Source organism: Kitasatospora sp. NBC_00039 (genome assembly GCF_045160625.1).
GTDB lineage: Bacteria > Actinomycetota > Actinomycetes > Streptomycetales > Streptomycetaceae > Kitasatospora.
The window spans coordinates 577,838-590,972 of sequence record NZ_CP108289.1; the positions used below are offsets into that span (position 1 = coordinate 577,838).

Below are 13,135 nucleotides of genomic sequence, written 5' to 3' on the forward strand. Positions count from 1 at the left end.
GCCTCCTGCTCCGGAGCGTCAGCGGCGGTGCCAGACCGAGCTCCGCCAGGCATGGCCGACGGCCCGCTCGCCGAAGAGACCGCCCCCCGCCCTGTCCGGCCCGAGGCCGGCGCCCGGGCCGGCGCCGGCCACCGCCCCGCTCACGTAGCAGTCGTCGCAGCCGAGCGCCGCGGCCCAGCGGAAGCCCCGGGCTTCGAGGAACCGCCGCAGGACCGCGCGGGCGGGCGACCAGTTGTGCTCGACGGTCAGGACCCGCACGGTGTACTCGTCGAAGGGGAAGCTGCGCAGGATCGTGAGCTCCGAGCCCTCGGTGTCGAGGCTCCAGTAGTCGATGACGGGCGGCGCGCCGTACTCGCGCAGCACCGAGCGGACGGTGCGGGCGGGCTTGCGGACGGTCGGTGGTGGCCCGCCGGGGGCCGCGCCGAGGAGGCCGCGGGCCCGCTCGAGCAGGGCCGGGTGGTACTCGTCGAGGATGCCGCCGATGGTCCCGGCCTCGACGAACTCGACGTCGTCGTCCCGCTCGTAGAGGCAGCAGTTGACGCAGTGGCAGGACCGGTTCGCGACGAGCTCGGCGTACAGGGCTGCGTTCGGCTCGACGCAGATGCCCGTCCAGCCGAACGCACGCTCCAGCACGCGGGTGTTGCTGACCTCGACGCCGTCGGACGCCCCGGAGTCGAGGAAGAAGCCGCCGCGCAGGCCGTTCAACGCCCGGAGGACGAAGCGGTCCTGCCCGTACTGCGAGGTCACCTGCGGGCGCCGCGGGCGCGGGCGAACGCCGCCGAGCGCCAGGCTCCGGTGGCGGCCGCCGCAGCCGTGCGGGCGCCGATGTCCGGGTCCGCCTGCGGGTTGCGGTGGTGGACGTCGTCGGCGCGTTCGCCGTAGAGCATGGTGATGTTGATCCGCCGGTTCTCGTAACCGGGTTTGAAGCGGACGCCGGCGGTGCCGTGGAAGAGGTCGGAGTTGAAGACGATGGCCCGGTTGGCCCGGTAGGGGATCTCGACCGAGCGGACGTGCCGGCTGCGCAGGTAGGACCAGATGAGGTCCGGGCTGCCGTTGTAGGTGTCGAAGTCCCAGTCGGGCGGGGCGTCCGCGCGGTGCACCAGGAGCCCGCCGCTGCCGGGGTCGAGGTTGGCCTCGGTCGGGGTGATCCAGAAGTTGACGTTGACGGCCGCGAAGTCGGCGTGGGTGTTCCCGCCCGGGGGGAGGACGTGACCGTTCTTGAACGCCCAGAGCTGGCGCAGCGGGTACCGAGCGCCGATGACGCGCGGCAGCGCATGACGGAGTTCCTGGGCGATCTGCAGCAGCAGCGGACTGTTGAAGCCGTCCCGGAAGAACGCGCCGAGCCGGCCGTGCGCGTAGCGGTTGGCCGACCAGACGGTCGACTCCAGGCAGAAGGACCGCAGGCTCTCCAGCGCCTGCGGGGTGAGGAGGTCGTCGATGACCACCACGCCGGCCTGGTCGCCCAGGTAGCGGCCCTCCACCTCGGCGGGGTCCCAGCTGTCCGAGAGCGCCCGCTCCAGCCGGGGCGCGGTGCCCACGTGCACGAGCCTGTTGTAGACCTGCCCGATCGCCTCCTCGTCCGCGCCGGTCAGCGGCACCTGGCCGGGAACCCCCTGCTCGGTGAGCCGGTCGGCGATCCGCCGGTAGCGGTCGATGACGGCGTCGAAGCCGCTGCCGAGCAGGCCGCGCTCCCGCAGGTGGCGGAACTGCTCGATGTCGTGGTGCAGCTTGGGGACGGACAGGTAGGGAACGGGCACCGGGGGCAGGGCGCCCTCCCCTCCCGCGGTCGGGCGGCCCTGCGGGTCGAGGCCGCTGCGCCAGCGGGCGTGGGCGAAGAGGCGGCCGTAGTCGCCGCCGAGGGCGAGGTCCCCGGCGTCCAGTGCGCGCCAGGCCGCCCGGTCCAGCCAGGCGAGGTTGCCGGGGGTGGCGACGTCGGGCCGGTGCCACAGGTCGAGGCACTGGTCGATCCGGCCGCTGCGGGCGAGCCCGGCCGTCAGGTCGCGGGCCTGCGCGGCAGGGGTCGGTCCAGCGCTCACCGGTTGACCCCGGCCGGGCCGAGCAGGCCCCGGTCACGGAGCCGGGTCGCGAACCGCATCAGCTCCGCCAGGGCCACGGAGTGCTGCCCGGCCCCGAGGAGCTCACTCAGGTCACCGAGGTCCTCCAGCATCGAGACGTGGGTGCCGCTCTGTTCGGTGAGCGGGTCTGTCCCCCCGCCGCCCGTCGAGATGTGGGTGCCGCTCTGCTCGGTGAGCGGGTCGGCGGCCTCGGCGGCGGCCGACACGTGGGTGCCGCTCTGCTCGGTCAGCGGGTCGGCGCCCGTGGACATCTCGGTCGTGGCGAGCTCGCGAAAAACCTGGCTGCCGACCAGGACCGACGGCACGAAGGTGTCGAGGCCGACGATCGGCTCCTGGTCGGCGGAGCTGCGCAGCAGCGCTCCGACGACGTGCTCCGCGCGGTGTTCGACCACCGCACGGCCGAAGTCCACCAGCAGCCCGTCCGGCCGGCGGCCCTCGCGGCGGTGCGTCAGGATCTGTTCGCGGAGCCAGCGGACGAGGTCGGGGTTGGACATGACCGCGTAGATGAAGTGGTTGGCGGTGTCCGCCTGCTGCGGTGTCAGCCTGGAGCCGCGCACGTACTCCGCGAGGATCTGCGCGGGGTCGGTGACGAACTGCTCGCGCAGCAGGAAGTCCGTCGACATCGCCTTGAAGAGCGCGTCCAGGCGCCGGGCCACCGCGGCCTCGCGCAGCGTCGGCGTCCCGTTCTCGGTGTTCCCCATCGTGTCCCTGCCTGTCTGGTGGTCGGTTGCCGGTGCCGGCCGGCTGCCACGGGGCACGGGCCGGTGCGCGGGTGAACGTACTCGGAGGGCCCTTCGCCGCGGCGGATCCGGCGCGCGACTCCCCGGAGGTTCCGGCGAACGGGCCCGGTCGGGGGTACGGCCGGGCGCCGGTGGCGAGCGGGCGGTCCTGGACGACCGGCTCCGGGCGGCAGGTCCTGGACGACCGGCTCTGACGCCCGGCTCCGGGCGGCCGGTGTCACAACCGCAGGATGTGTACGAAGAAGGTGCTCCGCCCGTCCTCGATCAGGTGAACGGGCACGCACCCCGCCTCCTCGTAGACCTCCACCCAGCCGGCGCGGTCGCCCGGGGGCACGCCCTGGCCGGAGATGACCTGGACGACGTCGTGCAGGGCGTGCATGCGCGGCCACGGCGGCTCCCGGCGGCCGACCTGGCCGTAGTAGTCCGCCACGATCAGCGCCCGGCCCGGGAAAAGCTCGCGCAGCCGCCGGAGCCAGGCGACGGCCGCGGACGGGCCGTCCGCGAAGAACTCGTTGAGCAGGCTGGTGGCGGAGAGCGTCTCGACCTGGTCCCTGACCTCGGCCGTCAGGACCTGTTCCAGGCGGGAGCAGTCGCCGTGGACGACCGTCACCCGGCCGGCCAGGCCCGCTCCGGCGAGCCGGCGGCGGGCCTCCTCGCACATGGCGGCGTTGGCATCGACGCCCCAGCCGGTGAGGCCCGGGTCACGCCCGGCCAGGTCCCGGAGCAGCGTGCCCGCCCCGCAGCCGAGGTCGAGCAGGCGGCCGAGACCGAGTTGGGCGATGACCTCGGCCATCAGCCCGAGCGCCGGGGAGCGGTCGAGTCCGGCGAAGGCGGCCGCGTGCCGGGCACGGTCCACGGTGGCGGCGGCGTGCCGGGGCTCGCGCAGCAGGGTGCGCAGCTGCCGTGCGTTCGGCCCGTAGGCGCCGATGTACTGGTCGAGCAGGCCGCGGGCCTGCGCGTCGTACTGCGATGTGGCCCGGTAGCCGTCGGGGGTGCGTTCCAGCAGTTCGGTGTTGGCCGCCGTGTAGTCGAGCAGGATGCGCAGCCAGGCGGCGTCGAGTCCTCTCCGCTCGGCCAGTGGCTCGGCGGGGCCGGGGCGCTCCAGCGCCGCGAGGATGCCCTCCTCGTGGAGGGCGGCCACCGCGTGCGCCAGGTGGAACCCCTCGACCAGATCGAGGGCGGTCCGGCGCTCAGCCATGGACGCCCGCCTCCGCCCGCCGGCCGGAGGGGACGATGACCCCGGTGTCGGCCAGCTGCCGCAGGTGCTCCGCCCCGGGCTCCCAGCCGCCGGTGAGCTCGCCGAGCGCGGTGCGGACCTCGTCCATCGTCCGGGGCTCGCGGAACAGGCTCAGGACGGCGTGGGTCGCCGGGTCGATCGCGTAGTCGCGGCAGCCCGCGTCCGCGGCGAGCACCACGCGGCAGCCGACTCCGCCCGCCTCGTGCTCGCCGAGCGGCGGGCCGCCGGCCGGCAGGGCGGCGATGCACCCGAGCAGTGCGGCGCAGTCGTGGATCCCGTCGAACAGGACGGCGCGGGGCGCCAGCGAGTACCGCAGTCCGTCGTCCTCGGGGGCGGTGGGCCGGGGTGGCCGGCCGGCCGCGCGGAGGTCCCGGACGTACCGGACGAGCGAGTGCGTGTGGTGCCCCGCGCCGAGCGCGTCGGCGACGAAGGCCCGGACGAACGCGGTGTCCACCGGGTCTGTCCATCCGGTGCGTTCGTGCCACTGGAGGGCCCGGCGGGTGAACGTGCTCAGCCGGCCGTCGAAGTGGCGCAGGAGGTAGGCGGCGACGGTGTGCCCGAGTTCCGTGACGGCGCGGTGCAGGTCGACGGCGAAGACGTGGTGCTCACGCGGCATCGCGCCCGGGTAGTAGTGGTACGTGGGGAAGAGGTCCGGGTGTTCGCGGACGCAGGTCTCGTCGGCCTCGTCGAGGAGCCAGCCGTTGAACTCGGTGCGGTAGCCGTCGTATCGCACCCGGTCGCCGAGCGCGGCGTGCTGCGCGGTGCCGGGTTCGGGCAGCAGGACGTGCAGCTGGGTGGTGCAGGCCTTCCGCGGCCGGCGCAGGCAGTCGCCGAGGAGGTCGAGAGTGGCGTCCTGGTCGGCGGGTTCCTCCTCGGGGTGGCCGGTGATGAAGGAGACCGTGGCGGCGACGCCGAGGCGTTCGGTGTGGTCGAGGACCTCTTCGAGGAGGCCGAGGTCCAGCCGCTTCTTGATGACCTGCTGCAGGCGCGGCGAGCCGGTCTCGATGCCCAGGTAGAGGGCGACGCATCCGGCCTCGGCCATCCGGTCCAGCAGCTCGGCGTCCACGCAGTCGACCCGGGCGGAGACGCGCCAGGTGTAGCCGCGGTCGCGGACGGCGTCGCAGAAGTCCAGCACCTTGCGGCGGTTGACCGTGAAGAGGTCGTGTTCGAGCTTGAAGTCCCGTGCGCCGTACCGGTGGTGGAGCCGGTCGAGGTCCCCGACCAGTCGGGCCGGGGACTTCAGCCGGTACGAGCGCTGGAAGAAGGTCGCGGTCGAGCAGAAGGTGCAGCTGAACGGGCAGCCCCGGCCGGCCTCCACCCGCAGGTAGTCCAGAGGGAGTTCGTCGACCGGGTACAGGTCGTAGGCCGGCTGCGGGAGGGTGTCCAGGTCGGTGACGAGCGGGCGCCCCTCGGTGGCACGCACCTCGGCGGCGAACGGCGCCGGCCGCCACGAGACTCCGGGGATGTGGGAGAACCGGCGGTGCTCCAGGGCCTCCAGGACGAGCGGGAGGGTCTCCTCGGCCTCGTGGCGCACGACGACGTCGAAGCAGGCGAAGCGGTCCAGGATCTCCCGGTGCAGCATGGTCGCGTGCGGGCCGCCGAGCAGGACGGGCAGGTCGGGCGCGGTGCGCTTGAGGTGTTCGGCGACCCGCAGCGCGAAGATGAAGCTGCAGCCGAGCGTGGTGAAGCCGATGGCGTCCGGCCGGCCGGCGAGCAGTGCGTCGGCCGCCCGCCGGTACAGGGAGGCGTCGTAGTCGAGTTGCCCGGACCGGACCAGGCGCTTCGGGTCGTACACGGTGACGTGGTGACCGGCCCGGCGGGCGACGGCGGCGAGCGAGACCAGCCCGAGGTGGGGGTGGACGTCGAGTGCGCCCAGGTCGTGGTGGCCGGGCAGGACCATGTTGTCGACGAGGATCAGGCGCACGGGCTCTCTCCGATCGGGGGTGGGGCCGCGCCGGTGAAGGTCAGCAGGCGCAGGTCGGTGAAACCCTGGAGGACGGCGAGCAGACCGGCCGGATCACAGCGCTCGCCGGTGGCCGCGCCCAGCCGGTCGGCGAGTTCCCCGACGGTGGCGTGGCCGTCGACCAGGCCGAGCAGGTAGCCGGCGAGCGGCGTGATCTCGGTGACCTGCACCCGGTGGGTGTGCTCGTCGCGCCAGTAGAGCAGGGTGGGGCCGTCCTCGCCGCGGCGGACGGCGGACTCGACGGCACCGGATTCGATCAACCGGGCGAGCGTACGCGGGTGGTGGCGCGCCTCCCGGACCGCGAGCGCGCCGGTCACGCGGGGTACGGAGTCCGGTCGTGGCGCCCCGGGAGCGGCGAAGGGCCCGCCGACGGCATGGCGCAGCCGCTCGACGGTGAGCTCGTGCCCCAGGGCGTCCAGCACCACGGCGTGCGCCGGGTCGTCGGCGGCGAGCCGGCTCTCCAGGAACCCGGCGAAGGCGGTCAGCCGCCGGCGCAGGTCCAGCCCGCCGCGCCGGGCCAGGAGGGTGAAGTGGGGCGCGTAGTCGGCGAACACCTCGATCTCCAGGTCGGCCCGGGCGAGGGCGTCGAAGGTGAGCGGCAGGACGGGGCGCAGTGGGTTCTGGCGCACCATCGTGACGAAGCCGGCGAACCTGCGCAGGCCGTCCAGGTCGAGGGAGCGGGTGATCGCCGCATCGTCGCCCTGCCCCGCTCCCCCGGCCGCCGGCCAGGTGCCGATGATCCCGGGGTCCGCGAGCCCCGCGGCGATGTACGCGTGGACGCGGGGCGCCGCGAGCAGGTGGTCGCGCTCCGCCGCCGCGCCGCTCGCCCCGCTCACGCCTCCACCAGGTCGCGCACGCGCCGGAACTGCTGCTGGAGCAGGGAGAGTTCGGGTGCTTCCGGTGCCCAGTTGTACTCGAAGGTGACCGCGCGGGGCCGCGCCCGTCGCACGGCCCGGGCCAGCAGCGCGAAGACCGGCTCGGGGGCCGGCTGCGCGTGGTCGTCCCAGGCGATCCCGGACTGCTTCTTCAGCCCGGAGAGGTGGAACTCCACCACCCGCTCCAGCGGGAGCCGTTCCAGCTCGCGAGCGGCGTCGAAGCCCATGTTGGTGGCGGAGATCAGGAAGTGCGTGAGGTCCAGCAGCAGGTCCAGCCGGTCGTTGCGCTCGCACAGGCGACTGGTGAAGTCGACCAGCGACATCGTGCTGCCCGGCACCTGGAAGTACTGGGGCGGGTTCTCCAGGATGATCGGCACGGGGTAGCGGTCCTGGAGGGGCTTGAGGTTGTCGAGGACCTGCTCGAGGGTCTGTTCGCTCAGCTGCGGGCAGACCGTGTAGCTGAGCGAGGTGGGGTCGGCGCCCTCGGCGCCCGGCCCGGCGGCCTCGGCCCGGATGTAGGCGAGGTGCTCGCCGATCCAGGGGGTGCGCGTGCGCTGCCGCCACTGCTCGATGGCCTCCAGCGTGCTCTCCTCCGGCGGGACGAAGCCGCCGACCGACATGCTCGCGCAGTGCAGGACGAGCGGGATCTGCCGCTGGATGTCCGCGGTGGCGGGGGCGTGCCGCAACTGCTCGAACGGGATCTCCACATAGTCGAGGGCGCCGGGCAGCCGCTCGACGAGCTCCGCGACGTACGGGCTGTGGGCCAGCCCGACGGCGGTGCCGGCGCGGTCCGGGTCGAAGTACTCCACGCGTGTCCTGCTCTCCCGGTGTGGCCGGTGGCCTCCCCCCGCTGTGCGCGAGGAGGCCACCGGCGAGACGGTCAGTCCCAGATGTAGCCGTCCTCGGCGCGGATGTCGCCGTCGAGGATGTCGATGCTGGCGTTGTGGGCGGTCATCCGGAGGTTGCCGTTACGCAGGCAGGTGGTGATGGCCTGCTTTCGCTCCTCCGTGAGCTCGAAGCCGAGCTCGATCTTCGGGGACCGCAGCTGGATGCTGTGCTCCGCCGCCCGTCCGTTCACCGTCGGGCCTCGCGCCGAGGACTTGCCGCCGTTCGACGGATTGGCCATACAGATCACCCCAATCAGGTAGAAACAATGCTGGAGTTGTCCATATGTGCACGAACAGTGACGCATCGTCAAGGACAAGTGACGAGCCGTCAAGTCGAGGTCGGCCGAACGGGTCAACGCACCGGCCGTACAGGTCAGGACAGCGGGACGGCGCGGACGGCGGGTCAGGGCAGCGCGTCAAGGCAGCGGGGTCAGGGCAGCCGGACCAGCTTGCGCAGGGGTCCGCCGGCCCGCCCTCCCCCGGCCGGGCCTCGGCCGGGCTCGTGGACCAGCAGTCGCACCTCATCGGCCGGCACCAGGGTGGCGCGCAGCCGCCAGTCGATCTCCTGGTCCCCGGCCAGGGTCACGTCCCACCGGCGGAGGATCGTGGCCAGGGTGCCCGTCAGTGCCGTCATGGCCAGATCACGGCCGAGGCAGTAGCGGCCCCCGGCCCCGAACGGCAGGTAGTCGAAGGCCGGGGGGCGCACCGAACACCACCGGCCCGGATCGAAGGTGGCCGCCTGCGCGTCGCCGACGAACGCCCGGTGGGCCACGAACGGGGAGACCAGCACCTCGCACCGGGGTGGGAGTCGGTGGCCGCCGAGAAGGGCCTCCCGCGTGGTCACGCGCACCATCACGGCATTCGACGGCAGAACACGAAGGCTCTCCCGGGCCACGGCTTCGAGCAGCTCCCGCCCCCGGGCGTCGGCACCCTCCCCCGACCGCAGCCGCTCGCACAACTCGCCGCGCAGGTCGTCGAGTTGGGTGAGCAGGAGAATCGTCCAGACGAGCGCGGCGGCCAGCGGTTCACTGCCGGCCAGGAAGAACGCGTTGGCGTGGGCGGCGAGTTCTCCCTCCGGCAGCAGCCGTCCGGCCTCGTCACGGACCAGACTCAGCCGCGCCAGCAGGCAGCCGGCCTCACCGGGCGGGCGGCCCGGCGCCCGGTGGTGGCCGATCCGGGCCCGCAGGGCGGTGTGGAGGCCGCCGCCCACGGCGGCGATCTCGGCGTGCAGCCCGGACCGAAGTCGGCCGTCCGGCGGTCCGGTTGCGGCGTACCGGCGGCGTAGGGCCAGCAAGCGGTGACAGCCGTCGCCGAGGCCGCGGACCTCGGCGGTGGTACCGAACAGCAGTCCGCCCAGCAACGCCCGCGCGAGCCGGTTCATCTGCTCACAGAGCCCCACGACGACGCCCGGCCGCCAACTCCCGGTCAGGGCGGCCGTTTCCGCCGCCACCAGGTCGACACACCGGCCGGCGGCCCGCCGGGTGAACACCGGCCCGAACGCCCGTCGGCGCTCTCGGTGGACGGCGCCGCCCATGCTGAACAGCCCCGAGCTCAGCGCACCGACCACCGACGGCAGGCCGTCGCGCTCGGCCATGGTGGCCGGCCGGCCGAAGGTCTCGGCGTCCACCAGGACTTCGCGTACGTTGGCGGCGCCGAAGGCCGCGACGCACCCCGCCGTACCCAGCCCCCGGGAGAGCACCGGCACCCCGTCCGTCAGCACCGCAAGGTCGCCGTGCCGCCGCCGGGCAGCCATCAGCGTCGCCAGCGGATCGGCGAGCAGCAGCGCGTGCCAGTCCGCCCCGCCGGGCCGACCGGTGTGGTGAGCGAGCATGGGCACAGCTTCACACCCCCGGCAGGCCGCACCGGACCAACGCGCCGACGACCCTCTCCCGGAGTCCGCAACCGCTCGCCACCCGCCCTCCTGCGGGCGCTCACCGCCGACGGCGGCGGCGTCGCCGCTGCTCTTCCGTCCAGCTCGTCGGCCTCGACCGAGCGACGGGCAGCCGCGTACGGACGACGGCGACCTCGTGCGCGAAAGTCCTGCGGCCTGCCGGGCGAGACGGACCGACGGCGCCCCCGCCCCGGGACGTCCATCTGACGATCCGTCAAGGACCTGTCATGGTCCCCGGGTCTGCGGGCGGTGTCCGTCCGTGTCACCGAGGGCCGAGCGGGCGCCGCCCTGCACCCGGGTCAGGTCGTCGAGCAGCCCGGTGAGCCAGAGGGTCACATCGACGGTGTGCAGCGACGCCGGGTCGGCGGGCATCCGGGTGGCCGTCGCGCGCTCGTCGCGCAGCGCGGCACGGGCGTCGGCCAGCGCCCGGTCGGCGGTGCCGGCGGGGCCGCGCTCCAGCAGCGCCGTGCCCTGGCGGCGGAACGCCGCGGCGACCTGCTCCGCACGGCCCACCAGCCTCGCCGCCCCGTCCGGGCCGGTGGCCGCGGTGCCGGGCGGGATTCGGGCCAGCAGCGGCTCGGCGCCCCGAACGGTGTGCTGCCCGGTGAGCACGGCGGCCTGCCAGTTCGGCCCGTCCTCGGCCGGATCGTGCCGCTCGCTGCGGTACTGGGCGTACAGCGCCTCGGTGAGCAGCGCGGAGTGCCGGGCCCGGCCCAGGGCTCCCTGCGCCGGGCCCGTCCCGGTGACCACGGCGACCGTCTCGCACAGGGCCGCGGCGCTCCGGTCGAGCAGTTCGGCGGTGCGCCGCCGAAGGTCCTGGCCACCGCCGCGGGGCCAGGCGCAGAGCCCGGCGAGGATGCCGATCGCCGCGCCCGTGGCCACGTTGAGCAGCCGGGCCTCGGCCAGCCGCCAGCTGGCCGGGGCCAGCTGGGTGAAGACCATGGCCACCACGACGGTGAACAGCCCCTGCGCCCAGGCCAGCCCGAGCACCGGGCCGACGGCGAACGCGAACAGCATCACCGGCGGCAGCGCCGCGGCGTAGAAGGCCGGGTGTTCACCGACCGCCAGCAGCACCGCGGCGGTCACGGCGGCGCCGCACGCCGTGCCGACCAGGGCCGGACGCAGTGTCATCCGGGTGTCGGCGGCACTGGTGCGCATCAGGGTGAGGGTCGCCAGCAGCACCCAGAAGCCGTGGGTGAGGTCGAGGGCGCCGACCACCAGGCGGGCGGCGCTCAGGGCTCCGGCCGTGCGCAGGGCGTTGCGGAAGTACACCGAGCGGGTCGTCAGGTTGCCGCGGATGCGGCGCCACCAGAGCATCGCGACCGGCTCGTGGGCGTACCAGAACGGGCCGGGCCGCTGGTCGGGAGGCGTGTCGTCGGCCGGTGGCGGCGCGTGGCGGGCGGTGCGGGTGGCGAGGGTGAGGAAGCGGGCTCCCTCGGCGGCGTTCAGGGCGACCGTGCCGAGCCCCAGCCGGGCCGCCGCCGTCCGCGCATGACCTGCCACCGCGTCGCGGCCTGGGTCGGGGCCGAGGGCGGGGCCGGGGCCGAGGGCGGGGCCGGGGCCGAGGGCGGGGCCGGGGCCGAGGGCGGGGCCGGGGCCGAGGGCGGGGCCGGGGCCGAGGGCCGAGCCGGGGGCGGGCCCGGGTGAGGTGCGGGCGGCCTCGAACGCGGCGATCCGCGCCTCGATCGGCGCGGTGGAGGGGACCGGCCCGCCCGCCCGCACCCCGGCCGCCGCCGCGCGCAGGGCGTCGGCGGTGGCCGTCACCAGAACGGCCGCCTGCGGGTAGGGCCCGCCGACGGGCCCGAGCCGGCGGACCCGCAGCAACTCGGCTCCGATGTAGTGCAGGGTGGTGGCGCAGTGGGTGAGGGCGCGATCGACGGCGCCCGGACCGGCGGGCCGCTCCATCGTCGGGATCCGGGAGAACCGCAGCTGGTCGAGGAGGGCCAGGGCCTGCTCCGGCACGTCCGCCGCGCCGTTCGCAGCGTCGTCCGGCGCCTCGGCCGGGTTGCCGGGCGCCGTCCGGGGCGCGTCGGCCCGGCCCGGCGGTGCGCGGCCGTCGGACGGCGCCGTGGGCGGGGCCGCCGTGCGCGGGGCCGCTGTGGGCGGGCGGCCGGCGCAGTCGGCGGCGGCCAGGTCCGCCAGCCGCGCCAGCGCCTCGGCGGCGCGGGCCAGATGGCCGCGGTAGTCCGGCGGCGGCGGCTCCGGCCACAGCAGCCGCTCCGCCGCGGCGAGCAGCAGCAGACCCGCCGCCACGCCGGTCAGCCGCTGCGGCAGGGTGTCCGGGGCGTAGGGAGGGAAGCACGGGAGGATGTAGAACAGCTGGAGTCCGTTCGCCAGCCCGACCAGGCGCGGCCCGCCCACCGAGCCGAAGGCCACCGCGAAGCCCACGCCCGCCATCCCCAGCGCCGCCGCCCCGGTGTGCACGGCCAGGACGGTGCCCAGGCACACCAGCACCCAGGCGAACGGCAGTGTCAGCAGCAGCGTGCGCGCCCGGCTTCGCGCGTCGCCCTCCACCCGGGCCAGGACACCGACCGCCACCGCCCCGAACAGCGCGTACGTGGCCGTCACCGGCTGGTGGAGGCCGTAGCGGAAGGTGTAGAAGCCGGCGCACGCGGCCGCGGTGACCCGGACCGCGCGGTGTAGCACCGCCGGATCGGGGCGGGCTCGGCGCGGGTGCTCCGGCCGGCCGGGCAAGCGGCGCATCGCACCTCGCTCCCGTGGGGCGTCAACCGGATCTCGGCGTGGCCCTGACCACCCTCGTCTGCCATTGCACCGTCCGGCGGGCAGCCTGTCCCGCCGGCCGGCGCCAACCGGGCGACACGGCGATGTCACGGCCGCGGGGTCTCGGGTACCGGCGTGGTGACGCCCCGGCAGGGCTTTGTCAGACCCTGCCGGGGGGGGAGGGGGCCGGCGGAGTCCTGGGCGCTCGGTACGGACGGCCCCGGGACGGTGGGATGCCGGGGGCCTCGCCCGTTCGTCAGCTCTCCCCCGGTGCCGGGGCGCGGTAGCCGAGCAGGCGGACGGCCGGCGCGGAGACGACCTGGATGTCCGCCGTTCCCGGCACGGCGACGTGGACGAAACCGCCCTCGATCGCGAACCGGACACCCGTCAGGTGGCCCGCGAACTGCCACCCGAGCAGCGCCCGCTCGCCGTCTTCGACGCCCTGGCGGAACGCTTCGCCCGCCAGGACTTCCGCGGCTGCGCCTTCGTGAACACCATGGTCGAGGCGGCCGACCGCAGCAGCGCCGCACACCGGGTGGCCGCCGCCCACAAGGCCGCCGTCATCGACTACCTGGACCAGTTGCTGACGGACGCCGGGCACGGCGAGCACGCCGCGCTCGCCGAAGAACTCGTCCTCCTCATCGACGGCGCCATCGTCACCTCCGTGCGCGAAGGAACCACGGAACCCGCGCGACGGGCACGCCGCATCGCCGCCGCCCTCCTGGCGGCGGAACGGGCCTGACGCC

At 74.9% G+C, this 13,135-nt stretch carries 11 protein-coding genes; 1 reads left to right on the plus strand and 10 read right to left on the minus strand.

What is annotated here, in order from left to right:
• Positions 1-18: 18 nt before the first annotated feature.
• The 10 genes from OG286_RS02955 to OG286_RS03000 form a co-directional block, all read right to left on the minus strand.
• Positions 19-747 carry an FkbM family methyltransferase gene (locus OG286_RS02955; protein ID WP_396320445.1) on the minus strand — a complete coding sequence of 243 codons (729 nt, stop codon included), beginning with the start codon at positions 745-747 and terminating at the stop codon, positions 19-21.
• The gene (locus OG286_RS02960; protein ID WP_396320446.1) at positions 744-2,036 is read right to left on the minus strand and encodes a hypothetical protein; all 1,293 of its coding nucleotides are present in this window, start codon (positions 2,034-2,036) and stop codon (positions 744-746) included. The genes OG286_RS02955 and OG286_RS02960 overlap by 4 nt, the downstream gene beginning before the upstream one ends.
• Positions 2,033-2,776, minus strand: coding sequence for a hypothetical protein (locus OG286_RS02965; protein WP_396320447.1), 744 nt, complete (start codon positions 2,774-2,776; stop codon positions 2,033-2,035). Before OG286_RS02965 ends, OG286_RS02960 begins: the two co-directional genes overlap by 4 nt.
• 256 nt (positions 2,777-3,032) lie before the next feature.
• Positions 3,033-4,013 carry a methyltransferase domain-containing protein gene (locus OG286_RS02970; protein ID WP_396320448.1) on the minus strand — a complete coding sequence of 327 codons (981 nt, stop codon included), beginning with the start codon at positions 4,011-4,013 and terminating at the stop codon, positions 3,033-3,035.
• Positions 4,006-5,976: a B12-binding domain-containing radical SAM protein gene (locus tag OG286_RS02975; RefSeq protein ID WP_396320449.1), complete on the minus strand. Its 1,971-nt coding sequence runs from the start codon at positions 5,974-5,976 to the stop codon at positions 4,006-4,008. The genes OG286_RS02970 and OG286_RS02975 overlap by 8 nt, the downstream gene beginning before the upstream one ends.
• Positions 5,967-6,851: a hypothetical protein gene (locus OG286_RS02980; protein ID WP_396320450.1), complete on the minus strand. Its 885-nt coding sequence runs from the start codon at positions 6,849-6,851 to the stop codon at positions 5,967-5,969. Before OG286_RS02980 ends, OG286_RS02975 begins: the two co-directional genes overlap by 10 nt.
• A complete protein-coding gene (locus OG286_RS02985) occupies positions 6,848-7,699 on the minus strand; it encodes a DUF692 family multinuclear iron-containing protein (RefSeq protein ID WP_396320451.1) in 852 nt (283 codons plus the stop codon). The genes OG286_RS02980 and OG286_RS02985 overlap by 4 nt, the downstream gene beginning before the upstream one ends.
• A 71-nt stretch (positions 7,700-7,770) precedes the next feature.
• Positions 7,771-8,016: a hypothetical protein gene (locus tag OG286_RS02990; protein WP_396320452.1), complete on the minus strand. Its 246-nt coding sequence runs from the start codon at positions 8,014-8,016 to the stop codon at positions 7,771-7,773.
• Positions 8,017-8,207: 191 nt separating this feature from the next.
• Complete coding sequence (locus OG286_RS02995) at positions 8,208-9,608, minus strand: cytochrome P450 (RefSeq protein ID WP_396320453.1); 1,401 nt, start codon at positions 9,606-9,608, stop codon at positions 8,208-8,210.
• 285 nt (positions 9,609-9,893) lie between these two features.
• Positions 9,894-12,314, minus strand: a complete 2,421-nt coding sequence (locus OG286_RS03000) for an FUSC family protein (protein WP_405364695.1) — start codon at positions 12,312-12,314, stop codon at positions 9,894-9,896.
• Positions 12,315-12,738: 424 nt separating this feature from the next.
• On the opposite strand from OG286_RS03000, the gene OG286_RS03005 reads away from it, so the two are divergent.
• Complete coding sequence (locus tag OG286_RS03005) at positions 12,739-13,131, plus strand: TetR family transcriptional regulator C-terminal domain-containing protein (protein WP_405364697.1); 393 nt, start codon at positions 12,739-12,741, stop codon at positions 13,129-13,131.
• Positions 13,132-13,135 lie beyond the last annotated feature (4 nt).